The sequence below is a fragment of the Nocardia sp. NPDC049190 genome (genome assembly GCF_040648115.1).
Taxonomy (GTDB): Bacteria; Actinomycetota; Actinomycetes; order Mycobacteriales; family Mycobacteriaceae; genus Nocardia.
On sequence record NZ_JBEZDE010000003.1, the window covers coordinates 42,516 to 66,542 of the forward strand.

At 68.1% G+C, this 24,027-nt stretch carries 23 protein-coding genes; 11 read left to right on the plus strand and 12 right to left on the minus strand.

Annotation, left to right across the window (positions count from 1 at the left end; all coding sequences use genetic code 11):
• The first annotated feature begins 25 nt into the window (after window positions 1–25).
• A complete protein-coding gene (locus tag AB0B25_RS03875) occupies window positions 26–433 on the plus strand; it encodes a hypothetical protein (RefSeq protein WP_357174282.1) in 408 nt (135 codons plus the stop codon).
• 364 nt (window positions 434–797) lie between these two features.
• On the opposite strand, the gene AB0B25_RS03880 is transcribed toward AB0B25_RS03875, so the two are convergent.
• Window positions 798–1,508: an aspartate/glutamate racemase family protein gene (locus AB0B25_RS03880; protein ID WP_357174285.1), complete on the minus strand. Its 711-nt coding sequence runs from the start codon at window positions 1,506–1,508 to the stop codon at window positions 798–800.
• A gap of 249 nt (window positions 1,509–1,757) precedes the next feature.
• Window positions 1,758–2,429: an FCD domain-containing protein gene (locus AB0B25_RS03885; protein ID WP_357174288.1), complete on the minus strand. Its 672-nt coding sequence runs from the start codon at window positions 2,427–2,429 to the stop codon at window positions 1,758–1,760.
• Between the two features lie 65 nt (window positions 2,430–2,494).
• Between AB0B25_RS03885 and AB0B25_RS03890 the strand changes: the two genes are divergently transcribed.
• The 8 genes from AB0B25_RS03890 to AB0B25_RS03925 all read left to right on the plus strand — a co-directional run bounded on the left by AB0B25_RS03890 (window position 2,495) and on the right by AB0B25_RS03925 (window position 12,217).
• A complete protein-coding gene (locus tag AB0B25_RS03890; RefSeq protein WP_357174291.1) occupies window positions 2,495–3,748 on the plus strand; it encodes an MFS transporter in 1,254 nt (417 codons plus the stop codon).
• Window positions 3,749–3,904: 156 nt separating this feature from the next.
• Window positions 3,905–5,419, plus strand: coding sequence for a nitrate/nitrite transporter (locus AB0B25_RS03895; protein ID WP_357174951.1), 1,515 nt, complete (start codon window positions 3,905–3,907; stop codon window positions 5,417–5,419).
• 29 nt (window positions 5,420–5,448) lie between these two features.
• Window positions 5,449–7,974 carry a nitrite reductase large subunit NirB gene (gene nirB, locus AB0B25_RS03900; protein WP_357174954.1) on the plus strand — a complete coding sequence of 842 codons (2,526 nt, stop codon included), beginning with the start codon at window positions 5,449–5,451 and terminating at the stop codon, window positions 7,972–7,974.
• 64 nt (window positions 7,975–8,038) lie between these two features.
• Window positions 8,039–8,437, plus strand: a complete 399-nt coding sequence (gene nirD, locus AB0B25_RS03905; protein ID WP_357174294.1) for a nitrite reductase small subunit NirD — start codon at window positions 8,039–8,041, stop codon at window positions 8,435–8,437.
• Window positions 8,438–8,441: 4 nt separating this feature from the next.
• Entirely contained in the window at window positions 8,442–9,683 is a 1,242-nt protein-coding gene (locus AB0B25_RS03910) for a uroporphyrinogen-III synthase (RefSeq protein WP_357174297.1), read from the plus strand.
• Window positions 9,680–10,426 (plus strand): CbiX/SirB N-terminal domain-containing protein, encoded by a 747-nt coding sequence (locus AB0B25_RS03915; protein ID WP_357174299.1) that lies wholly within the window; start codon window positions 9,680–9,682, stop codon window positions 10,424–10,426. The genes AB0B25_RS03910 and AB0B25_RS03915 overlap by 4 nt, the downstream gene beginning before the upstream one ends.
• Before the next feature lie 434 nt (window positions 10,427–10,860).
• Window positions 10,861–11,838 (plus strand): alpha/beta hydrolase family protein, encoded by a 978-nt coding sequence (locus tag AB0B25_RS03920; protein ID WP_357174302.1) that lies wholly within the window; start codon window positions 10,861–10,863, stop codon window positions 11,836–11,838.
• A 37-nt stretch (window positions 11,839–11,875) separates the two neighbouring features.
• On the plus strand, window positions 11,876–12,217 hold the full coding sequence (locus AB0B25_RS03925) for a TfoX/Sxy family protein (protein WP_357174304.1): 342 nt from the start codon (window positions 11,876–11,878) through the stop codon (window positions 12,215–12,217).
• A gap of 4 nt (window positions 12,218–12,221) precedes the next feature.
• On the opposite strand, the gene AB0B25_RS03930 is transcribed toward AB0B25_RS03925, so the two are convergent.
• Complete coding sequence (locus AB0B25_RS03930) at window positions 12,222–13,925, minus strand: metallophosphoesterase (protein ID WP_357174957.1); 1,704 nt, start codon at window positions 13,923–13,925, stop codon at window positions 12,222–12,224.
• A gap of 889 nt (window positions 13,926–14,814) precedes the next feature.
• Here AB0B25_RS03930 and AB0B25_RS03935 point away from each other — a divergent pair.
• Together AB0B25_RS03935 and AB0B25_RS03940 are read left to right on the plus strand one after the other, a co-directional pair.
• Window positions 14,815–15,261 carry a cupin domain-containing protein gene (locus tag AB0B25_RS03935; RefSeq protein ID WP_357174307.1) on the plus strand — a complete coding sequence of 149 codons (447 nt, stop codon included), beginning with the start codon at window positions 14,815–14,817 and terminating at the stop codon, window positions 15,259–15,261.
• A 184-nt stretch (window positions 15,262–15,445) separates the two neighbouring features.
• Window positions 15,446–15,901 carry a VOC family protein gene (locus AB0B25_RS03940; RefSeq protein WP_357174309.1) on the plus strand — a complete coding sequence of 152 codons (456 nt, stop codon included), beginning with the start codon at window positions 15,446–15,448 and terminating at the stop codon, window positions 15,899–15,901.
• A 69-nt stretch (window positions 15,902–15,970) separates the two neighbouring features.
• Here AB0B25_RS03940 and mtnC read toward each other — a convergent pair whose 3' ends face one another.
• The 9 genes from mtnC to AB0B25_RS03985 form a co-directional block, all read right to left on the minus strand.
• On the minus strand, window positions 15,971–16,657 hold the full coding sequence (mtnC, locus tag AB0B25_RS03945; RefSeq protein ID WP_357174312.1) for an acireductone synthase: 687 nt from the start codon (window positions 16,655–16,657) through the stop codon (window positions 15,971–15,973).
• Window positions 16,654–17,229, minus strand: a complete 576-nt coding sequence (locus AB0B25_RS03950) for a cupin (protein ID WP_357174314.1) — start codon at window positions 17,227–17,229, stop codon at window positions 16,654–16,656. Before AB0B25_RS03950 ends, mtnC begins: the two co-directional genes overlap by 4 nt.
• Window positions 17,226–18,872, minus strand: a complete 1,647-nt coding sequence (gene mtnA / locus AB0B25_RS03955) for an S-methyl-5-thioribose-1-phosphate isomerase (protein ID WP_357174317.1) — start codon at window positions 18,870–18,872, stop codon at window positions 17,226–17,228. Before mtnA ends, AB0B25_RS03950 begins: the two co-directional genes overlap by 4 nt.
• Window positions 18,873–18,951: 79 nt before the next feature.
• Entirely contained in the window at window positions 18,952–19,302 is a 351-nt protein-coding gene (locus AB0B25_RS03960; RefSeq protein WP_357174319.1) for a DUF1330 domain-containing protein, read from the minus strand.
• A 302-nt stretch (window positions 19,303–19,604) separates the two neighbouring features.
• Entirely contained in the window at window positions 19,605–19,784 is a 180-nt protein-coding gene (locus tag AB0B25_RS03965) for a hypothetical protein (protein WP_357066023.1), read from the minus strand.
• 444 nt (window positions 19,785–20,228) lie between these two features.
• Entirely contained in the window at window positions 20,229–21,971 is a 1,743-nt protein-coding gene (locus AB0B25_RS03970) for an NTP transferase domain-containing protein (protein ID WP_357174322.1), read from the minus strand.
• 75 nt (window positions 21,972–22,046) lie between these two features.
• Window positions 22,047–22,787 carry a VOC family protein gene (locus tag AB0B25_RS03975; RefSeq protein ID WP_357174325.1) on the minus strand — a complete coding sequence of 247 codons (741 nt, stop codon included), beginning with the start codon at window positions 22,785–22,787 and terminating at the stop codon, window positions 22,047–22,049.
• Between the two features lie 53 nt (window positions 22,788–22,840).
• Complete coding sequence (locus AB0B25_RS03980; protein WP_357174328.1) at window positions 22,841–23,152, minus strand: MGMT family protein; 312 nt, start codon at window positions 23,150–23,152, stop codon at window positions 22,841–22,843.
• A 3-nt stretch (window positions 23,153–23,155) separates the two neighbouring features.
• Window positions 23,156–23,932, minus strand: coding sequence for an alpha/beta fold hydrolase (locus AB0B25_RS03985; protein ID WP_357174331.1), 777 nt, complete (start codon window positions 23,930–23,932; stop codon window positions 23,156–23,158).
• Window positions 23,933–24,027: the final 95 nt, after the last annotated feature.

Sequence of the window (24,027 nt, forward strand, 5' to 3'; positions counted from 1 at the left end):
TCAGGGCGCTGGAGCGACAGACAGTATGCAGACGAACACGATCACCCGCGGCATCATCCGGCTGGCTGTGACCACCAGCATCGCGTGCACAGCGCTGATCGGTGGGGCGGGCATCGCGGCGGCCGACGAATGGCCGCCGGTGCCGACGCAGCCGAGCCCCACCGCTCCCTACGAGACCAAGAACTTCCTCACCCCGACCGACCCGGCATATTGGAACCCGCTCGACACCAGGAACCGGCTCACCTCGCCGTACGGCACGAGCACCCGCATCGTGTGCACCGCCTTCCACGGCGTCACTCTCGGCTGCTGGCAGGCCGACCGTGACGGCAACCCGCACAAGTTGATCGCGCTGCCGTTCAACTTCCCTGCCATTACCGGCTCCGCCCAACCGGGTGGCGGTGCGTCCCATTACGTCTACCCGGGTCTCTTCTGAGTCCAGGAACGGGGAGTCGTAACACTCTCGGCCCCCTCCGCGGTTCGGTCGCTCCACTCGCTGTCGCCGACCACATCCACCAAGCAATGCGGCGGCCACGCTATGAACCTCCCCGATGAGCTCAGCGCTAGGTATGGCATGGCTAGGAGATGAGGAATCCGCCGTCGACGGGAGTTGCGACCCATGACGACGCCGGTGTTGTCGCAGTGGGGGGCTATTGTCCCGTGGCAGTCGATATGATTGTGCTGCAAGGCATTCCGAGTTCGAGTTCAGCGGTTTGAGTCATCGGCAGTAAGGCCATGGACATCGTTGGAAGGCTGGTGGGGCCATTGGGTAGACATCCATGAGGGGGGCTACTCTGGGTTCAGCCTCTGACGGCAGCGTCAACTGCCGCTTCGACGTGCAATTTGGTAGTCGGGAAAAGCGGAACCGGACTGTCGGCCGGGCCTACGAGTAGTTCTATCTCGGTGCAGCCGAGGACGATCCCCTCGGCTCCCCGTGCGACGAGATCCTTGATCACCTGCTGGTAGGCGATGCGGGACTCGGTGCGGATGATGCCCTGACACAGTTCGTCGTAGATGACGCGATGCACCAGCTGACGACCGGCGTCGTCGGGGACCAGAACCTCTAGTCCGTGACCGGCGAGTCGGCCACGGTAGAAGTCCTGCTCCATCGTGAACGCCGTGCCGAGCAACCCCACTCTCGACAGGCCAGCCGCCAGGACGGCGTTCGCTGTGGTGTCCGCGAGATGCAGTAGCGGCACCGGTGTTGCGGCGGCTACCTGATCCGCGACCTTGTGCATGGTGTTGGTGCAGATCAGCAGGAGCTCCGCACCAGCTGCCGTCAACGCTCGCGCGGCGTCGGCCAATACGTCACCTGCCTCCCTCCAGGCCCCGGTAACCTGCAGCTGTTCGATCTCGGCAAAATCGACCGAGTACAGGATGCATTTCGCCGAGTGCAACGCACCCAAACGTTCCCGGATCAGTTCGTTGAGCAAGCGGTAATACTGGGCGGTGGATTCCCAGCTCATGCCGCCAATCAGACCGACGACTTTCACTCCGCTACCTTGGCACATCCGAACCCGCCGTGCTCGACGGAGACGGCCGTTGGTCACCGTACGCCATCGGGCTAGCGGGCTGAAGTTGTGCTCCGCCGAGCAGGTACACCGGGGCGCCGACGTCTGCGGTGGTCCGCGTCGATGCCCGCCGCGCCTGTTTCGAAACAACGCAATTGATTTCATCCGGCGCAGTGGGCGATCCTCGGACTACTGCTGACCCAGTTCCCAGACGCTCACTTAGGCGTTCCTGCCCAGGATGGTGCGCAGCTACCGCGCGTCGGGGTATTCCGCGATCAACGATTTGAGAAAGCACTGGGTAGCCGAGGCGGCCAGCTCGGAGTCGCCATCGATCACCGCATGCACCAATTCCGCGTGCTCCTGGGTGTAGGAGTCGTCGGACTTCGAAGTCCGTGCGCGGATGACCTGCTCGATAATCGGTAGCAGTGAGTCGTAGAACTCGAGGTACACCGCGTTGTGACTCGCGACGACGATCGCGCGGTGCAACTCGACGTCCGCGGTGACCGCGGCGGCCGGGTCGTCTTCCCATCGCTTGTCGCGTTCGCCGAGCAGGCGGAGCAGGTTCGCGATGTCGGTGTCGTCGCGGCGGCGCGCCGCCAGTGCGGCCGCGGTGGTATCGAGGGCCAACCGCAGTTCCAGCACATCGCGTTCCTCGGCGTCGGCGAAGTATTTCGCCAAGGTGCCGCCGAGGTCGGAGGCCGCGATCACGTAGGTTCCCGAGCCTTGCCGCCGCTCCAGCATGCCGGCGTGCACGAGGGCTTGGACGGCTTCGCGTACGGTATTTCTGCCGGTACCGGTGAGCTCGGTGAGCTCCGGTTCGGTGGGGATGCGGGAGCCGATCGGCCAACGACCGGAACGAATTTCGGCACGCAGCTGTTCGGTGACCTGAGCGATGAGGCTGGTACGCCGGACGTGTTGCACACCGACAGAGTACCGCCCATCACAAACCGTTGCCCTCCATCATCCGGTCATCCTATGATTTCGCGGTGACTGCGACCCTCCCCGAAACTTCCGCTGGTCAGGAATCTGTCCTGGTCGAGCGCCGTCGACGCGCATTGACGGAGGGTCGCCTGCTGGTCCTCGCCGCCATTGTGATGTCCGCGCTCACTCTGCGTGTCGCCGTCACCGCGTTCAGCCCTCTTGCCGAGCAGATCGGCGCCGAGATCGGTTACGGCGCCGTCGTTGTCGGGGTCTTCGGGATGATCCCGACCGCGATGTTCGCCCTGTCCGGACTGCTCACCCCGATTCTGGCGCGCCGACTCGGATTGGAGCGGACCGCGCTGACCGCCATGCTGCTGGCCGGCGCGGGCATGCTGATTCGAGTGCTGCTGTCGGGCACCGTGGAATTGCTCACCTTCTCCGCGCTCGCGCTCGCCGGGATGGGCATCGGCAACGTGGTGGTTCCGCCGTTGGTCAAGCGGTACTTCCCGGACCGCCTCGCGGTGGTGAGTTCGCTCTACATCGTGATGGTGCAGATCGGCAGCATCGTGCCCGCGTTCGCCGCGATCCCGGTCGCCGACGCGTATGGCTGGCGGGTTTCGCTCGGGATGTGGGCGCTGGTCGGCTTCGCAGCGGCGCTGCCGTGGATCGGGGTTCTGCTGGGCAGGCGCGGTCGTGACCGTGTGGACGCGACGGCCGTGCCGGCGCAGACCCCGCGCGCCGGACGGGTCTGGCGTTCGCCGATCGCCTGGGGAATGGCCGGTATGTTCGGCATGACCTCGTTGACCACTTACGCGATGTTCACCTGGCTGCCGAAAATTCTGCGCGAGGCGGGCGCGAGCGCAGGGTTCGGCGGCGCCATGGTCGGACTGTTCTCCGTAGTCGGTCTGGTCGCGGCGCTCACCGCGCCAACGGTGGTGTCCCGGTTCCGCAACCCGTTCCCGCTCGTGGTGGTCTGCGCGGTGTTCTTCTACGCCGCGTTCGCGGGGCTGCTGATTGCCCCGATGGGCGCGCCGATCCTGTGGGTTGTGCTGCTCGGCCTCGGCCCGAGCACCTTCCCGATGGCGCTGACGCTGATCAATCTGCGCACTCGCACGCCAGGCGGGTCGGCCGCGCTATCCGGGTTCACCCAGGGCGTCGGGTATGCGGTGGCCTGCGTCGGTCCGCTGCTGTTCGGCATGCTGCGCACGGCGACCGACGGATGGCTCGCCCCGTTCACGATGCTCGGCGTGGCGGTGCTCGTTCTGCTGGCGGGCGCCTGGCAGGCGTGCAAGCCGCGCATGCTCGAAGACACCTGGTGAGTGGTTGCCGGGCGGGCGCGGGCGCCGCGGCCGGCCTCACCCGCGACGGTGCGCAGTCGTGAGCAACCTTTGATTCAACGGTCATTTCGCGCAGCATTTCGGCAATACCCGTTACCTATCGTTGGGCCAACCTGATTGTGGGAGGCCCTGATGAGCATGCTGACGCGTCACCGCCCGGGAGCGCCTGGACGAACGAAGATCCGGCGGCCGCCGATCGAGCAGTGGGATGCCGAGGATGTCGCGGCCTGGGAAACGGGCGGCAAGGACATCGCCAAGCGCAACCTGATCTGGTCGGTCGTCGCCGAACACATGGGATTCTCGATCTGGTCGATCTGGTCGGTGATGGTGCTGTTCATGCCCACCGACAAGTTCGGTATCGACGCGGCAGGCAAGTTCTTCCTGGTCGCGATGCCGACGCTGGTGGGCGCGTTGCTTCGGATTCCCTACACCGTCGCGACCGCGCGGTTCGGCGGACGCAACTGGACGGTGTTCAGCGCGCTGCTGCTGCTGGTCCCGACACTGCTCACGCTGTACTTCATCAACCAGCCAAATACCTCGTACGCCACGTTTCTCGTGGTCGCGGCGTTCGCGGGCGTCGGTGGCGGCAATTTCGCCTCCTCGATGACCAATATCAACGCCTTCTACCCGCAGCGGCTCAAGGGTTGGGCGCTCGGCCTGAACGCGGGCGGCGGCAATATCGGTGTTCCGGTGATCCAGCTGATCGGTCTGTTGGTCATCGCGCTGCTCGGCAACGGTTACGCCTCGCTGGTCTGTGCGGTCTACTTGGTTTTCATCGCGCTCGCCGGGCTCGGCGCCGCGCTGTACATGGACAACCTGCCCAACCAGCATGCCGATCTGTCCGCGCTGGTCACCGCGCTGAAGGTACCGCAGTCCTGGGCGATCGCGTTTCTCTATATCGGCACCTTCGGCTCGTTCATCGGCTACAGCTTCGCCTTCGGCCAGGTGCTGCAGATCAGTTTCAAGGCCGGTGGTGACACTGTCGCGCAGGCCACTCTGCACGCCGCGCAGATCGCCTTCCTCGGTCCGTTGCTCGGTTCGCTGGCCAGGCCCTACGGCGGCAAATGGGCCGATCGGATCGGCGGTAGCCGGGTCACTCTGTTCGTGTTCGGCGCCATGACGGCGGCCGCGGTGCTGGTCGCGGTGGCCGCCACGATGGCCGACCAGCACGGCGGCGTGGCGAGCGGAATCGTGCTGACCGCCCTCGTCGTCGGCTTCATCGCGTTGTTCGTGCTGTCGGGCATCGGCAACGGATCGGTCACCAAGATCATTCCGTCGGTCTTCGAAGCGAAGTCCCACAGCCTGAACGCCACTGCCGCGGCGCGGGCCGAGTGGTCGCAACACACCTCCGGCGCGGTGATCGGCTTCGTCGGCGCCGTCGGCGCGCTCGGGGGTGTCGCGATCAACCTCGTGCTGCGCTCCTCGTACTCCTCGACAGCCTCGGCCACCACAGCGTTCTGGGTGTTCACGGCGTTCTACGTCGTTTGTGCCGTGGCGGTCTGGGCGGTATTCCTGCGCCGTCCCGCCGTGCGCGGCGGGTCCGCCGACCCCGAGGTCGTCGCGGCGGCCGAGACAGTGGTGTTCGCTGCCGAAGCCGCCTGTTGCGGGCCGGGCGGCGCCCGGTCCGAGTCCGCCGCGTCGGTCCGCGCTTGACATTCGATCCAGTCCAGGAGAACTACCAGATGCACCCCACAGTCGATCGCAAGACCGCGGTGGTGGTCGGCCACGGCATGGTCGGGCACCGGTTCGTCGAGGCGCTGCGCTCGCGCGACAGCGACGGCCGCTGGCGGGTCGTCATCCTCGGCGAGGAGCGACTACCCGCTTATGACCGGGTCGGCCTCTCGTCCTACGTCGGCGCTTGGGACGCGAGCTCGCTCGCGCTGCCGGGCAACGAGTACGTCGGTGACGGCCTGGTCGAGCTGCGGCTCGGTGAGCGCGCCGAGTCGATCGACCGTACGGCACGCACGGTGATCACTTCGGCGGGGCACACCGTTGCCTATGACGCGCTGGTGCTGGCCACCGGCTCCTACCCGTTCGTGCCGCCGGTGCCCGGGCACGATCACCCGGCGTGCTTCGTCTACCGGACCATCGACGACTTGGACGGCATCCGCGCGGCCGCGGAAGCCGCGGGCCCCGGCGCGTCGGGCGTGGTGGTCGGCGGAGGCCTGCTCGGTCTGGAGGCGGCCAACGCGCTGCGGCTGCTCGGGCTCACCCCGCACGTGGTCGAGTTCAACGCCAGGTTGATGCCTGCCCAGGTGGATGCGGGCGGCGGCGCGATCCTGGAGCGGCTGGTCACCGATCTCGGCCTGCAGGTGCACACCGGTGTCGGTACCGCGTCGATCGAAACGGGCGACCAAGGTGTGCGGGTCACGCTGTCGGACGGATCGGTCATCGAGGCCGGGCTGGTGGTGTTCTCCGCCGGCGTCCGCCCGCGCGACCAGATCGCCCGCGACGCGGACCTCGAGGTCGGGCCGCGCGGTGGCATCGTCACCGACCTCGGGATGCAGACCAGCGACCCGAACATCTGGGCCATCGGGGAATGCGCCGCCGTGCAGGGCGTGTGCTACGGGCTGGTCGCGCCCGGTTACAGCACCGCCGAGATCGTCGCGGACCGACTACTCGGCGGCGCAGGCGAATTCCCCGGCGCGGACATGTCGACCAAGCTCAAACTGCTCGGCGTGGACGTGGCCAGCTTCGGTGACGCGCACGGCAGCACCGACGGCGCGCTGTCGGTCGTGCTGCACGACGCGGCCAAGGGCACCTACGCGAAGCTCGTCGTCTCCGATGACGCGAAGATCCTGCTCGGCGGCATCCTGGTCGGCGACGCCACCGCCTACTCGGCGCTGCGCCCACTGGTCGGCCGTCCGCTGCCCGCGGAACCCGCCGCGCTGATCTCGCCGGCGGGCGCGGAACTCGGCGCGGACGCGCTGCCCGATGACGCGCAGATCTGCTCCTGCAACAACGTGACGAAGGGCGCGATCTGCGGTGCGATCGCCGACGGCGCGTGCGACATCCCCGGCATCAAGACGTGTACCACCGCCGGAACCTCGTGCGGCGGTTGCGTTCCCATGCTCAAGAAGCTGCTCGAGCAGTCCGGTGTGCCGCTGTCCAAGGCGCTGTGCGAACACTTCGAGCAGTCCCGCGCCGAGCTGTTCCAGATCGTCCAGGTGACCGGCATCCGTACCTTCTCCGGCCTGATCACCAAGTACGGCAAGGGCGCCGGTTGCGATATCTGCAAGCCGACCGTCGCCTCCATCCTCGCCTCCACCTCGAGCGAGCACATCCTCGACGGTGAGCAGGCCGGCTTGCAGGACACCAACGACCACTTCCTGGCCAACCTGCAGAAGAACGGCACCTACTCGGTGGTGCCCCGGATGCCGGGCGGTGAAGTCACCGCCGAGCAGTTGATCACCATCGGCGAGGTGGCCAAAGAATTCGGCCTGTATGTGAAGGTCACCGGGGGCCAGCGCATCGACCTGTTCGGCGCCCGCGTCGAACAGCTTCCGGTAATCTGGCGGCGGCTGGTCGACGCGGGCATGGAATCCGGTCACGCGTACGGCAAGTCGCTGCGCACCGTGAAGAGTTGCGTCGGTTCTGCCTGGTGCCGTTACGGCCAGCAGGATTCGGTCGGCATGGCCGTGCTGCTGGAGAAGCGCTACCGAGGTCTGCGCTCGCCGCACAAGTTGAAGCTGGCCGTGTCCGGTTGCGCCCGCGAATGCGCCGAAGCGCGCGGCAAGGACGTCGGTGTGATCGCCACCGAAAACGGCTGGAATCTGTATGTCGGTGGCAACGGTGGCCTCACCCCCCGGCATGCCGTGCTGCTCGCGGGCGATCTCGATGATGAGACGCTGATCAAATACATCGACCGCTATCTGATGTTCTACATCCGCACCGCCGATCGGTTGCAGCGCACCGCGTCGTGGCAAGCGGCGCTGGAGGGCGGCCTGGCTCAGCTTCGACAGGTGATCTGCGAGGACAGCCTCGGTCTGGCCGACGATCTGGAGGCGGCGATGGCCCAGCATGTCGCCGGCTACCGCGACGAGTGGGCCGCGGTGCTGGACGACGAAGCGAAGCTGTCGCGCTTTGTCTCGTTCGTCAATGCCCCTGAGGAAGCCGATCCGACGATTTCCTTCGACGAAACCGGCGAGCGGAAGGTGCCTGTGCTGCTCGGACTGCCGGAAGTACCGGTTGCCACGCAGGGGAAATGATCGCTTAACCGCACAGAAACAGGACGCCGGTACGAATGATCAAGGCGTTTGGAGGATGACACCGATGACTGTGATCGATACTCCCGGCATCACCGCAGCTACCGCCACGGGGTGGACGCAGGCATGCCGGCTCGACTACCTGATTCCCGGCCGCGGCGTCGCGGTGTTGTTGAAAGGCGGCCGACAGGCCGCTCTGTTCCGGCTAGCCGACGGCATGCTCTATGCCGTCGGCAATATCGACCCGATCGGCCGGGCCGCGGTCATGTCACGCGGGATCGTCGGCGATCGCGGCGGCGTGCCCGTCGTGGCGTCCCCCCTGCTGAAGCAGGCCTTCTCGCTGCTCGACGGCCGCTGCCTGGACGACGAATCGGCGATGCTGCCGGTGTACGCGGTGCGTGTGGGCGAGGGCATCGTCTCGGTCTCCAACGAGCCGGTGGTCCCCGGGCTCGGCTCGGAGGAATGACGGCATGACCACCCTCGAGGCGGATGCCTGCCTGGCCGGGTTCACCATCGGCATCACCGCATCCAGGCGGGCCGAGGAGTTCGCCACGCTGCTGCGCAGACGAGGCGCGGACCTCGTGTTCGCACCGGCCATCCGGATCATTCCGCTCGCCGACGACACCGAGCTGGAGCGGGTCACCCGGCAGTTGGTCGCCGAGCCACCCCAGATCACCGTGGCTACCACCGGCATCGGCTTCCGCGGGTGGATGGAGGCGGCGGAAGGGTGGGGACTGGCCGACGATCTGCGTGGCACCCTCGGCGCGACTCGGATGCTCGCGCGCGGTCCGAAGGCCAAGGGCGCCATCCGCGCCGCGGAACTGCGCGAGGAATGGTCGCCCGGCTCCGAGTCTTCCGCCGAAGTGCTCGACCATCTGCTCGCCGAAGGTGTGTCGGGTGTGCGGATCGCGGTGCAGTTACACGGCGCCACCACCGAGTGGGAACCGGTACCCGACTTCTGCGAGGTATTGCGGTGCGCCGGTGCGGATGTCGTTCCGGTTCCGGTGTACCGATGGGTTCCCCCGGACGACCAGGGCCCGATGGATCAGCTGATCGAGGCCGTCGTCACCTCCGGTCTGGACTGCGTCACCTTCACCAGCGCGCCCGCGGTCGCGTCGATGTTGATGCGTGCCAAGGGAACCGGCCTCCTCGAACGACTGGTGTACGCACTGCGCGGTCGGGTGCTCGCGGCGTGCGTCGGCCCGATCACGGCGGCGCCGCTGGAAGAGCTCGGGGTGCCCACCTCGATGCCGGGCCGGGCGCGGCTCGGCGCGCTGGCCCGGCACGTCGCCGAGGAACTGCCACGGCGCGCCAACCGGATCCACGCCGCGGGGCACCACCTCAGTGTGCGCGGCGCCGGTGTGGTGGTCGACGGCCAGGTGCGCCAGCTGGCGCCGGCGCCGATGGCGTTGATGCGTGCGCTGGCCGGGCAGCCCGGTCGGGTCGTCTCCCGCGAGGATCTGCTTGCCGCGCTGCCCGGCGGCGGTGACGACACACACGCGGTAGAGTCCGCCATCGCTCGCCTCCGTGCCGGACTCGGGACACCGAAAGCGATTCAGACCGTGGTCAAACGCGGCTATCGGCTCGCGCTGGACCCAGCGGAATACGCCGACGACAACCCACCGCATCAGCCGGCCGGAGGCCGGCAGGTGCCCGGTGTCGACCGTCCGACCCGGGGCCCGCGGTATGTCCAGCCTGCGGGAAGCTGGTGACCGCGCCGGTCCTGGTGCTGGTGGCGCACGGGACCCGCAGCAGCAAGGGCGTGCAGATGATCGCGGCGCTCGCCGAGGCCGTGTCGACGGAACTCGATACCGGGATTTCGGGGCCTGACGCCACGCCGAGAGTACGTACAGCCTTCATCGACGTGCTGGGTCCTTCGCCCGCCGAAGTGCTGCGCGGTCTGGTGACTCCGTCCAGGGAATCCGCGTCCGCCGTGCTGGTTCCGGCGTTCTTGGCCTCGGGGTATCACGTCTACCAGGATGTGCCGCGCGAGGTGGCCGACAGTGCCCATCCGGCGGTGGTGGTCACCACCGCCATGGGTCCCGATCACGCGCTGGCGCGGATCATGGCCGTGCGCCTGCGCGCCGCGGGCTGGGGGCCGGGTGATGCGGTGGTTTTTGCCGCGGCGGGCTCCTCGGACGCCCGCGCCCGCGCGGATATCCGGCGTGCGGCCGCGCTGCTGGCCGAATGTCTCGGCGCCGCGGTCCACATCGGTTATGTCGCGACCGGCGCGCCGCGGATTCCGGAGGTGGTCGCCGATCTACGTGCCGCCGGCGCGCGGCGGGTACTCATCGCCTCGTATCTGTTGGCGCACGGTCTGTTCCACCAGCGTTTGTCCGAGGCGGGCGCAGACGGCGTCGCCGAACCCATCGGGGTTCATCCGGCAGTGGTCCGGCTGATCGCCGGCCGATACCGGACCGCCGCGCGCGAGATGGTCCGGGTGCGGGCCCGCTGAGTATTCGGCACTCTTTGTGGGAATCGGGCGTCGCGCCGGGCGCGTTCCGCAGCCTGCGTAACCGATTGTCCTACACCCGGATCGAGGGCACCGACGACGGGTTCCACCGCGCGTTGCGTCCATGCCCACGCGGCAGTGGGTTTGTGCTGCTGTGCGGTGTACTCGACAGATCGCGTGCGCCGGATTCGCACGGTCATGCGGGAGTCGTTCAACCTGAATGCGTATCACCCGGACAGCCAGCGGTCGGCGCGGCGGCGGTAAGCATTCGCGCGGCGTCGGCCGCACCGCCGATTAATCGCTGACAAATAGCTATCCAGCGGTAATATTCCCGAGCTCATTAAATATATCACTGCCGAACTGCGCTTTTGCTCCGATTGGATAACGTGCTCAAAGGATGCTGTATGGGTTCGGCTGGCGTGATAGAAACTCGATCCATGTACCGGCCCATGCGATGCCTGGTTTCCCTCCTCGCGGTCTGCGCCGCACTCGTTCCGGCCGCGAAGGCCGCCGCCGACCCTGGCTCACAGATTCTCGACGTTCGGCCGCTGGGCGGGCGGCAGTTCGAAGTCGTCGTGCATTCGGCCGCGATGGACCGTCCCATCACCCTGTGGATGTCGCATCCCGGGGCCGGCGCCCCCGCGCTGTACCTACTGAACGCGGTGGACGGTGGCGAGGACGGTGGACCGTGGATGCGGCGCACCGACGTCGCGGAGTTCTTCGCCGACAAGCCGGTCAACGTGATCGTGCCGATGGGCGGGCGCGCCAGCTACTACACCGACTGGCTGCACGACGATCCGGTCCTCGGCCGCAATCGGTGGACCACCTTCCTGACCAAGGAACTGCCGCCGTTGCTGGAATCCAGGTTCGGGATGAACGGACGCAACGCTGTTGCCGGCACGTCCATGTCGGCGACGTCCGCGTTGAACCTGGCGATCGGTTCGCCGGGCATGTACCGAGCGGTCGGCGCTTACAGCGGATGCCCGCGCATCAGCGACCCGGTATCGCAGGCGTACGTCAGCTCGCAGCTCGCGGTGTTCGGCGCGAACGCGAACAACATGTGGGGTGGGCCGGAGGATCCGGCCTGGGCCGAGCACGATCCGATGGTGCAGGCGGAGCGGCTGCGCGGCGTGGCGCTGTATATCTCGTCGGGTTCCGGCGTCGCGGGCGAGCATGAGACGCTCGATGACACGGGCATCGACGGCAATCCGATCCGGCTGCTGGATCGGATACTGGTCGGCGGTCTCATGGAGACGGTGGTCAACGGATGCGCGCGTCCGCTGGTGGGCCGACTGGAGTCCCTCGGTATCCCGGTCACCGCCAATTTCCGATCGGCGGGCACGCACGCCTGGTCGTATTGGCAGGACGATGTGCACCAGTCCTGGCCGCTGTTCGCCGCGGCGCTCGGCGTATAGCCGCGAACCTGTCGTACCCGCGGCGGACAATCGCGCCATGGCATACGACGAGGAACTGGCCGAGCGAATCCGTGAGCTGATCCTGCCGGGGCCGGAGCTCACCGAGCAGCGAATGTTCGGTGGCCTGGCGTTCCTGATCGGCGGAAACATGGCGGTGGCGGCCAGTGGCCGAGGCGGCCTGCTGGTTCGGGTCGACCCGGAGGAGGGGGAGCGATTGCTCGGCGACGCGGTCGAGCCCATGATCATGGGCGGACGTGAGATGGTCGGCTGGCTCCGGGTCGACCCGGCGGCGGCCGACGACGACGAAGTACTGCGGGAATGGGTCGGGCGCGGCATCGCCTACGCCCGGACCCTCCCACCGAAAAAGGCGAAGAAATAGCGCGTCAGGGCCGGACCTGGCGGCGGAAGGTCACCTGGTCGAACTCGCGGCCGTACTCGTCGACCGCGACCACGTCCATCTCGCTGGCGAAGACGCCGGGGCGCACGTCGACGCGGAGGAACGAGTAGTTCCGGAACCGGACCCGCGACCATGGTGCGGCCTCATCCTGTTTGCCGCCGCCGGGTGTCCAGACATAGCTGTTGGGCACCGTGGTGTCGGGCAATTCATTGCCACGGAAGGACTCCAGCGAACCGGGCTGGAAGTCGTAGCGCGGGCGTCCGCCGCCGCCGACGGTGTAGTAGACGGTCCCCTCGGTCTCGGGGTAGACGATCGAGTGGTCGCCCGCGACCTTCGTCGCACTCCCGCCGCGGATCGGATCGGTGCGCTCGTAGACGTGGTTGTGGCCCTGCAGCACCAGATCCACCTGGTACCGGTCGAACAGTCCGACCCAGGCGTCGCGCACCCCGCCGTCGCTGGCGTGCGCCTCGGTGGTCGAGTAGGCACAGTGGTGGAAGAAGCAGACGATGAAATCGATGTCGCGATCGGCGCGGTAGGCCGCGAGCGTGCGCTCCACCCAACTCGTCTGCGCGCCACCGGAATAACCGGTGTTGGCTCGAATCTCGTAGGTGACGTCGTTGGCATCGAGTGAGAGCACCGCGACATTGCCGTAGGTGAACGAATACGCCGAGGGGCAGCCCGCCGGACCGTTGCCCGGCGAGTCGAGTCGCGCGAGATGTCCGCCGTAGCCGTGGTTTCCGTACGTCGCTTCCATGTCGTGGTTGCCGGTGGCGAACATCCACGGCGTCTGCGCGGCGCTGACCTCGATAGCGCCGAAGTAGACATCCCACACAAAGGGGTTGTACTTGTCGAACCCGCTCACCGGTTGTGCTTCGTGGCCGACGAATTGACCGGGTTTGCCCGCGCCGGAGGGGTCGGCGTAGGCGATGTCGCCCGCCAGGATGTGGAAATCCGGCCGGGCGGCCGCGATCTGGCGCAGCACGTTGTCCGCGTGTGAAACGGTCGGATCGTTGTCGGCTTTGTAGTACTTGTCGTCGTAGTCGCCCGCGGCGACACCGTCCGGCAGCCCAGGAGTCGCGTCGGTCCCCTGGTCGCCCATCATGGTGAAGCGGAACGGCAGGATTGCGGCCCGTCCGGTCGGCATCGCCGGTGCGGCGGAGCGGATGTCGCCGACGAATCCGTCGGAGGTCCGCCAGCGGTAGAAATGCGGCACTCGGCCGGGTAGCCCGTCTACCGGGGCGTGGACGTAGAACTGTTCGGCTGCGAGGACTCCGCCATCGGCCGTGGGCACCTGAGTGAGCAAATTGCGCACCTCGGCCTCGACGGTCGCTCCCAGTGTCGGGGTGGGGCCATGATCGAGATACACCGTGGCGCCCGCCGGTCGCCGGGACAGTTGGCCGGCGAAGCGCAGCTGGCTCGCGGCGTCCTGCCCGAATCCGACATGTCGTCCGCCTACCGCGAGCTGGGCTTCCTCGGCGTAGGCGCGCCTGCCGAACGGTGAAACACCGACCGTGGCGACGGCGGCGGCCGCGGCGGCGCCCCGCAGGATGTTGCGCCGCGACACCGGATGGCGACGCAGATAGGCGCGGTGCCACTCGTGTTGTTCCGTCATGGTCATATCGGCGGCGAGACGGCCAGGGATTCCGGTGTCCGGAAATTCGCCTGCTGGATTCAGCGGAGTGGACGGCATACCACCGATGCTGTACAGGCTGGGCGCATTCAGCAACTTGACCAGCACCGTGTGCGGGAATAACGGATCATCCGCGTTCGTCTGTGATCGTTACCACCGGATAGCTCCAGGCAAACCACGCAAACATAGCGAATACGCTATTCCGGACCGATTCTCGCTCGGATAACGGCGGCGCACTGCCGCGGTCGCCGGCGCCTCGTCTATGTCGGTAGCCGGTAGCCGGTAGCCGGTAGCCGGTAGCCGGTAGCCGGTAGCCGGGTGTCGGTAGTCGGGTGTCGGGTGTCGGGTGTCGGGTGTCGGGTTGATCCTGGACTCGTTGCCGGCGATGCCGCCGGTGGAGAGCGGGTGCCCGTCGACAGATACGAAAGTGCGTGCGTGAGCGCTGACTTCGGAGGAGGGGCGCCGGTTGCCGAGATCACCGAGACGAGCAAACAACCCATCAGGACGCGACGAGCGATCGTGACGATGGCCGGTGCTCAGCGGCAACCGATCCCCGCGATCGCGCGCAGGTCAGCGAAGCTCACGTGCCGCAGATGAGCCACGAGTTCAACGAACGGGCGCCTACCTCCGCTGGGCCAATCAGCGCGCCGCCCAACCCGAACGCGAGTTCGCCGTCAACTCTCACGAGGCGACCCGATCACCTACCCAAGGTTGCTTGACGAGGCACTACGCGGGCGGTGGAACCGCCCGGGCCGTCCTGCGGACACCTGCACCGCCGCTGCTACCGCATCCACCTGCACTAGTTTTCGGCACCCGGTCACGAGCTCTTCCTCGAGCGCAGTCGAAAGGTGGGTCCTCGGGGGCAGAACAGCAGCCATAGCGCTGCGCTCACTGAGCAGCCGGGGCGTCAGCGCCACAACGTGTTCGGACGAGGCACTAGGCTGCGCGGATGGCGATTTTCACCCGTTCCGCCGTCGCGGTGGCCGTGCTCGTCGGCTCGCCGGTGCTGGCGGCGAACGCACACGCGACGCCGGGGAGCGACATCACCGCGGTCACCCTCGGCCAGGCGCAGATTCCCGCGGGACTGCTCCCTTTCGTCGCCGGTACCGACCTCGTCGTCCGCGAGATCACTATCGGCCCCGGCGGCTCCACCGGCTGGCATCACCACGACGGCCCGGTTTTCGGATTCGTCCGCGCTGGTACCCTCACCCATCCCGGGCCCGAGTGCGACGCGCCGGTTTACCGCGCGGGCGATTTCATCTTCGAGCCCGCCGGCGAGTGGAACGTGCACATCGGCCACAATCTCGGCCACGAACCGCTGATCCTCGACGTGGTCTACGCCCCACCCACCGGCATGCCGCTGTTCGTGGACGAACCCGCGCCGTCCTGTGCGTAGTTGACGTTCGCGCACCATCGACCGCCAGGGGCCGCGCAGGGGGAGAGGCACAGAGCCCGTGTTGCACCGGCGATTGTCGAGGTTCGGACATATCTGGAGTGAATTTCGCGAAGTGTGACGAGGGCGCGCCGACAGCTCCGACCAACGGGTGACTACAGGACACACACCGACAGAGGAGCACATCATGTCCGTCAACACTTTCTTCTGGTTCGACGGCGGCGCCGAGGAGGCCGCCGCCCGCTACACCTCGGTGGTGTCGAACTCGCGGATCGTCGATATCGCGCGCAACTGCGACGGGTCCGCGTTCATCGTCTCTATCGACCTGGACGGTCAGGCGATCACGCTCATGAACGGCGGCCCGGACCACCCGCTCACCGAGGCGGCCTCGCTGCAGATCGTTGTGGACACCCAGGACGAGGTCGACCGGTTGTGGGATGCCCTCACCGCGGATGGCGGGAAGCCAGGTCCCTGCGGTTGGCTGACCGACCGTCACGGTCTGTCCTGGCAGGTGGTGCCCACCGTGCTGTCGAAATTGATGAGCGGTGACGACTCCGCCAAGACCATCGCGGTCGGCACCGCGTTGCGCGGCATGTCCAAGCTCGACATCGCGGCTCTACAGGACGCCTACGACAACGCCTGACTCAGAACAGGACCCGCCCGGCCGCGCATTCCGCTGCCGGGTGGGTCTTCTCGTGCACCGCCGCCGCGGTCACTCGGCGGGATCCACGTCCGCGAACGTATCGACCCAACGATGGGGCGGCCGTGGCGGATTGGGCTCCCCGGCGCGGGCGAGGCCGACGACCCGCCAGCCCGCCGCGACGGCTGCGTCGAGCTCATCCGGGTGATCCGACAAGAACAGGATGCGTTCGGCCGGGAGGCCGATCGCGCTCGCGATCTTCGCGTACGAGGACGGTTCGCGTTTGCCGCCCGCCGTTGTCAGATCGAAATATCCGCTGATCAGCGCGGACAGGCTGCCGCCGCGCGCGAAGGCGAACCAATCCTGTTGATTGCGAACCGATCCCGAGGAGTAGACATACAGCGCCGCGCCCGCGGCATGCCATGCGGTGAGCGCGGGTGGCACATCTGCGAAGAATTCGCCGTGCAGCGCGCCGCCGCGAAAGCCCTCCGCGCAGATCAAGCCCTGCGCGGCCTTGAGCGGCTCGGCCTTCACATCCGAATCGAGCCAGGTGCGCAAGATCTCGGCGATCTCGGCCGAGCCGGCGTTCGGCCGCCCCGCCAGCTCCCTGGTCGCGGCGAGGATCGGCGCCGCCGCCGCGCAGCTGTGCTCGGACAGCCAGGCCGGAAGCCGTTCCCGGGTATAGCCGTACAGGTCCTCGCGGACCGAACTGGTCGGACTGGTGGTGCCCTCGATGTCGATGACGACGGCGCCGATCACGGCGCGGTCAGCAGCTCGTCGAGGGTGGGGAAGCCCGCGCTGATCCGGTCGCCGGTGAAATCGCCGACCCAGCCGTCCGCCTCCTCGAAGAAGCGGATGGCGATGAAGTCCGGGCGCGCGCCCATGTCGAACCAGTGCAGCGTTCCGGCGGGCACCGAGAGCAGGTCGCCGCCCTCGCACACCACAGCAAGCACCTCGCCGTCGAGGTGCAGGTAGAAGCAGCCGCGGCCGGCGGCGAAGAAACGCACCTCGTCCTCGGCGTGCCGATGTTCGTCGAGGAACTTCTCGCGCGCGCCCTTGGCGACGTGCTGCCACTGCGGGTCGGCATCGTCGGGATGGATGCGGGCGATGTCGATGTGCTGGTAGCGCCCGGACTCGTTCAGCTCGGCGACCTCGGCGGCGTAGTGCGCGAGCAGATCATCGGAGGAGCGGGACGCGGCGTCCGCCACCACCGGCCAGCGACCGAAGGTGATGCCGTGCCTGGCCAATTCGGTGCCGATCAGCTCGTCATCGGTAGTGCGCACACGCACGTCGGCCGCATTGTCGGCGGCCATCACCTGGAGCAGGGTCATGTCAGTCCAATCTCGAGAACATCCGCACGGGCGCCGAACGCCGCCGGGCTGCCGGTGCGCGACACCAGCTCGCACAGCGCTTCCAGACATTCGGCGCGATCGCGCGCCTGGGAGAGATTATCCCCCCACGCGGTGATCCCGTGGCCCGCGATGAACAGGATCGGGGCGGCGTCGGGATGGTCGAGGAGATAGCGCTCGATATCCGCGCCGATCCGCGGTACGTCGGGCCAATTCGGGAACACCGGGATGTCGATGGCAGCCGGATCGTCGCCACCGAGCCCCTTGATGAGCTCGTAGTCGGTGATGCGCACGGCGCCGACCGTGCCGGGAACGGCCGAACGAGTAGCCAGTGCCGTGGCGTACGGCGGATGGATGTGCACCACGGCCTGCGCCGGGCCGGTCCGGTAGACGGCGGTGTGAATCGTGGTCTCCGCCGAGGGGCGACGGCCACGGTCGGACACCGGCGCCGAGTCCTCGACGCGGACGGTGACCATGTCGTGCTCGGTGAGTTCGCCTTTGGACAGACCGCTTCCGGTGACTACGGCGGTCTCGCCGGTGCGCACCGAGATGTTACCCGCCGTGCCGGGCATCCAGCCGCGCTGGTAGAGCTCGCGTGCGAGGTCGGCGATCGCCGTGCCGGGCGAGGGATCCGAGCGATGCACCACGCCGCGCTCGGTGATCACCGCCGTCACCAGATCTCCCGGTGTCACGTCGAAGGCGGGATTGAAGACCTCGGTGTCCACGGGAGCCGTTGCCACACCGGCGAATCCGGTCACCTCGGTCGCCGCGCGCTCCTCGACGACGATTTCGCGGCCGGTGGCCATGCTCGGATCGCGGGTCGACTCCGGGGCGACCACGAGAAACGGGATGTTGTGATGGCGCGCCGCGAGCGCCAGGGAGTAGGTACCGATTTTGTTGGCGACGTCGCCGTTGGCTGTCACGCGGTCGGCGCCGACCAGGACGCAGTCGACCTGTCCGGTCGCCATGGCCCACGCGGCGGCGGAATCGATGGTCAGCCGATGTGGGATGCCGGCCTCGGCCAGTTCCCAGGTGGTCAGCCGGGCGCCTTGCAGCAGCGGGCGGGTCTCGTCGACCAGGACGTACTCGATCGCACCGCGCTCGGACAGCACTCGCAGCGCGCCGATGGCGGTACCGAACGCGCTGGTCGCGAGCCTTCCGGTGTTGCAATGGGTCAGCACGCGCAGCGGACGGCGGGGGCAGAGTTCCAGCACGAGGTCCGCGGCATTGGTCGCGGCGGCCCGGTTCACCCTGCCGTCCTCGGCGAGCATGGCGAGCGTTTCGGCGAGGACCGCATCGGCACCCTGCGCTACTTTCGCCCGGACGCGCTCGACTGCCCAGGCCAGGTTGACCGCGGTCGGGCGGGTCCGCGTGATCCGGTCCGCGTCGGACAGTACCGCCTGCTCGTCGAGCACTCCCTCGGTGGTGTGCGCCGCAGCGGCGATGACGACGCCGAACGCACCCGCGATGCCGATGGCGGGCGCGCCGCGGATGGCCAGTGTCTTGATCGCGTCGATCACCTGGTCGACCGTGCTCAGGCGCAGTTCGCGCACGTCGTGCGGCAGTCCGCGCTGGTCGATAGTGACCAGCGCACCATCGTCCCAGGTCAGAGAACTGTCGTGCATCAGGCACATCCTTCATCGCGTCGAGCCTTGTTGTGCCTGGTCAACGGTATCGGACGGCGCTCGGTGGGCGAAAGTCCCGTCAGATGGTCCCGGATGCCTCGGCGCGCAGCTTCGCAGCGCGTTCGCGCGGGTCGTAGTGCGGGCCGACGCCCTCGATCAGCAGAAGGTCGCCCTCGATGTGGTCGGCGCGCAGCGGCAGGATCTCCTGATAGGCGGCCGAGTAATACCATTTTCGGGCATTGGCCTGGTCAGGAAACTCGATCAAGACCATGCTGCCCGGCCACGTGCCCTCCAGGACATCGGTCGGCGGTCCGTGGATGACGAAGCGGCCGCCGAACGGATCGAGCGTGGCCTGGATACGCTCCAGATACTCGAGGGTGTCGGCGTGTCGCGTGCGACTGCGCAGGTGGGCGAAACCATAGGCGGGCATGGGATTCCGTTCCTCGGTCAGATGACACCGAAGGGTGTCGAACCGAACGTAAGCCCGCGCGGTCGTGGGTCGCAATTACCTCTCAGGTAGGCGCCACATCACCGAATTCAGTGCTGTCACGGGTATGAGTCGCCTGTTTCGCCTCGAGGGTCCGGCGGCGAGCGGCGTGGGCCGGCGACCGGTACGGTCGACGACTCCGTTTCGGTCAGAACATCATTCGACAATCGGCATCGGCCCGTCCGCACGACCGCCGCCGGCCCCGGGGAGGACGGGGAACCGGCGGCGGAGGTGGCGCAGATCAGTTAGTGGCCGAGGCGGCGGTCCTGCTCGCCGCGCCGTTCGGGTGCGTCCGACTGGCGCTGGCTGCCCTGCCGGCGGCCTTCGTTCGCGTCGGGCATGCCCTGCTCCTGACGCTGTTGCTGCTGTTGCCTCGGCATCTGCTTCGGCATTTTCTTAGGCGCTTTCTTAGACTTTTCAGCCATCTTCCACTCGGTCCTTTCCGGGTGATTGATATTCGCCTAACAAAACACACGATAGCGACCGGATATCACTTGTGGAAGAGGACCGGAAAAATATGGGTTGTAGCGGCCATCTCCGCTGGTAGAGAGCTTATTGGTGGTGGGTTTCGATAAGGAATCGTGACGTCTGGGCGGCGTTTAGGTCATGGTGTGTCGATAACGTCGGACGGGCTTGACGATTCCCGGTCGCAGTGCAGTCGGGCGACCTCCGGCGGGTGTTGTGCACGAAGTGTTCGACCGCCGATATCCCGAATGGTCATATCCGGGATTAGAAAACCGGGCGTGGTCGGGCCGGCGCGGCATGGAAGTGTCTCTGCCGCACCGGCGCGCACCGCTGGTCGATCCGACCGGTAAGCGCCACAGCGACTTTCGTCAGCGGGCAGCGTCATGCGGTAGCGCCTCAGCGCCTCAGCGGCGCAGTGGGAGGAATTCGACGATCGCGTCGTCGACGGCATGCTCTCCGACGACGACCAGGCCGTCGCGGTCGACCAGGCCACCGAGGTGGGCGGTCCGGGTGGCTGGGTCGCCGATCCAGCCGCCCTCGTCGGCGACGCGGACAGGAACGACGCGGGGCATCGGGCCCGCGACAGCGGCGGCATTGCGCAGCGGACCGCGCAGCGGACGGGCGGGAACCGCGCCGGTCCGACCTGTCACGATGGCGGGTGCCATGGTCATCAGGGCCGCGACGGCCGCGAACGGGTTGCCGGGGAGGCCGAGAACGGTGGTGCCGGAGGCGAGTTCGGCGATCACGGTGGAGCCGCCCGGGCGCAGCCGCAGGCGCCGCACCAGAATCCGGGCGTCGGCGCGGGTCAGCGCGGCCCGCAATTGATCGGCGGCGCCGCCGCCGGTCGCGCCGACGACCACCAGCAGATCGCGATCCGGCGCGTCGGCCAAGAGTTCGTCGAAGCCGTGCGGGGTATCGCGCAGATGCACGCGGTCGGTAGTGCGAATGCCATACCAGGACAACAGGTCCGGCAGGATCGGTCCGAGCGAGTCGCGGGTCTGGCCCGCCTGTAACGGCCCCTCGCCACGGATCTCGTCGCCGGTCATGACGATCCGCGCGCGCACCGGGCCGCGCACCAGGGCGGTAGTGACCTCGACGCTGGCGGCCGCGGAGATCAGCGCCGCGGTGACCGGGGTGCCTTCCGGCGCGACGAGATCGCCGATTTCACGATCTTCGCCGTGGTGGCGGATGTCGTCGCGAAGCGGGGTGTCCGGCAGCCGGTGCAGGGTGTCGTCGGTGATATGGGCGAACTCGTCGCGGAGTACGCCGGTGGTGCCGTCCGGCACGTGTGCGCCGGTCGCGACCCGCACGGCCTCGCCGGACACCAGCCCGACCGGCCGCCGTCCACCCGCGAAGCCGATATCGCGCCGCAGCCGCCACGGGCCGTTGCCCGCCACCGCGTAGCCATCCATCGCCGACACGTCGAAGCGGGGCAGCGCCGCCGCGGCCGTCAGTGGTCCCGCGAGCGTCGCGCCGCTGACCGAGCGCAGGTCTGCCGGATAGGCGATGAGTCGCGACAGCGCGCCGCGCACAGTATTTCGTGCCTCGTCGAGGTCGACCGGCAGGTGTCGGCGCGGCGTGCCGACCGCCGCCCTGGCCTGCCGTACCTGCTCCTCGGTGTCGCAGTCGGTGACACCGGACAGCGCGATGATCGCCGAATCGGCCGGAACGAGCGCTTTCATCGGCTGATTGATCAGCGAGTCCAGACCCTCCAGCGCGGCCACCAGTGCGGAGCGTCGCCACACCCCGATCAAATACTGGGGGCGGCCGGCCCCGTCGGCCGCGAACACCGCGTCCGCTCCGGATTCGGTGCAGTGTCGGATGAGTTCACTCATCGTCCGCCCCGACACGAACGGCAGATCTGCCGCGAGCACCAGCACCAACGGCGCGGCCGAGCCGAGCGCGCGCAGCCCCGCGCCGATCGCGGATACCGGCCCCGACCCCGGCGGTACCTCCCTGACTTGCTGGATCTCCGGGGGCAGCTCGGGACGATGCGGTCCGACGACCACGGTGTCCGCGCAGCAGGCCACCGCGGCCAGCGCCGCCTCGAGCATGGAGCGGCCACCGATGACGATCGCGGGTTTGTCCACGCCGCCCATCCGGCTGGCCCGTCCGCCCGCGAGCACGATCGCGTCGGCGGCAGTCACACGCCACGACCTAGGTACACCATGGCGACATGCTAAGTCGTCGCTACCAGGAAGGCGGGCAGCGGACGGCACCGATCAGGTGGCCGACCAGTCGTGCGCCAGCCAGCGCAGGCGGAACTCGTTGGTCTCCGGGTCGGTGAGCGCCAGGCAGTTCGCACGGTCGGAGTCGATCGGGGTCGCACCCGCGGCGCGGAGCCGGTCGAGCTCGGCGGCCTGGTCATCGGCCGGAAACGCGGCGAGATCCAGCGACAGCCGGCACCGGCCGGGACTCGGCTGCGCGCTGTGCACGAACTCCAGCCAGGAGCCGAGTCCGGTGGCCGAACGCAATCCGGTCAGCTGCGCGGCGTGGCGGGTCACCGGCCAGCCCGACGCGGTCGACCAGAAATCGGCGAGGCGTACGTGGTCGCGCGTGTCGACGACGATGGCCGCTACGGCGCCGGCGTCCACGTACTCCGCCCTCGGCTCCAACACACAGAACTCGTTGCCCTCCGGATCGGCGAGCACCACCCAGGGCACCGCACCCTGGCCGATGTCGACGGGATGCGCGCCGAGTGCCAAGGCCTCGTCCACCCGGGTGCGCTGATGGTCGAGTGAGCGGCTGGCCAGATCGAGGTGCAGGCGGTTCTTACCGCGCTTGGCGCGCGTCGACGGCACGAAGCTGAGGGCGAGTTCGGGACCGTCGGGGTCGGGCGCCGCGACGTCCACTTGGTCGGGCCGATCGAGAGTTACCGTCCAGCCGAGTAGCTCAGCCCAGAAGTCCGCGATGGACCGTGGCCGGTCCGCGTCGAACACGACACATGCCAGGCGGGTGGACATGAAATCCACGGTACTGGGCGCGGCTCGATCGGGAGGGCTTTCGACCGGGGCGATCAGCGTGCGGCGGCATCGGGGAACCGAAAGCGCGCGGCGGGCAGATCCACTCGTCCATCCCGGACCGGCACGCCTTCCTCGACGAGTAGGCGTAGCTGACGGTGGGCCAAGTGCGCGGCGGGCTTGCCACCCGCGCCGATCACCCGATGCCACGGGAGGTCGGCAGCGTCGGTGCGCATGATCCAACCGACGGTGCGCGGCGTGGACAGTCCCGCGGCCATGGCGATGTCGCCGTAGGTGGCCACACGGCCCGCGGGGATCGAGGCGACCAGGGCGCGTACCTGTTCGACCTGGGCATCGGTGGTGGCCACCGGTTACCGCACCGAGCGCACGAGCTCGGCGGTCTCGACCGGATGCGCCTGAGCGACCATGTGATCGCTGTTCCATTCGAGCACGGTCAGATTCGGGCCCAGGTGCGCGGCGAGCGCCGCGCGGAACTCCGGCGTGACGAACGGCGGATCGACCTTCATCGCCTGCACCAGCACCGTCGGCAGGTCGGCGGGTGGCAGCACCCAGTGGCGGGCCAACTGCCCCCAGTAGGAGTTGATCGCGGGGCGGCTCACCCGCCACCCGAAGCGCCCGTCCGTGCGGGGCATCAGGTGCTCGGTGAGTTCGGCCTCCAGCAGGCGCGACGGCACGTCGCCCCAGCCGGTGTCCAGCTTGTCCTGACGAGCCTGCTCGACGCTGTCGTAATCGGCCGATTCCAGGGTGGACAGCGCGATCTCGTTGAGCCATTCCGGCGCCAGCGCGATGGCCGGGTCGAGCAGGACGAGTGTGCGCACCAGTTCCGGATGATGGTGGGCCAGATGCAGCGCACACGCGCCGCCGAACGAGTGCGCCAGCACAACCACCGGCCCGTCGGCCTCCGCGGTGAGGAAGTCGACCAGGTCGGCGACGACGGTCTCGAAGTCCCACGGCGGCAGTGCCGTCGAGCGCCCGTGTCCGCGCAGGTCGGGGGCCAGCACGCGCAGGTCGGACAGGTGCCGGGTGGCCAGGTCTTCCCAGCGCCTGCCATGGCCGGTGACGCCGTGTAGCGCGAGCACCACCGGAGCCGTCGTCGGACCGAACCGGTGCACATTCAAGGCAGACACCGGTCCATTCTGGCCTGCGCCGGAATCGGTCGCAGAGCGAGTCGTGCCGAGTGGTGTACCGGCGTGTCGGTCGTGTCTGTTGCAATAGCCCGCGT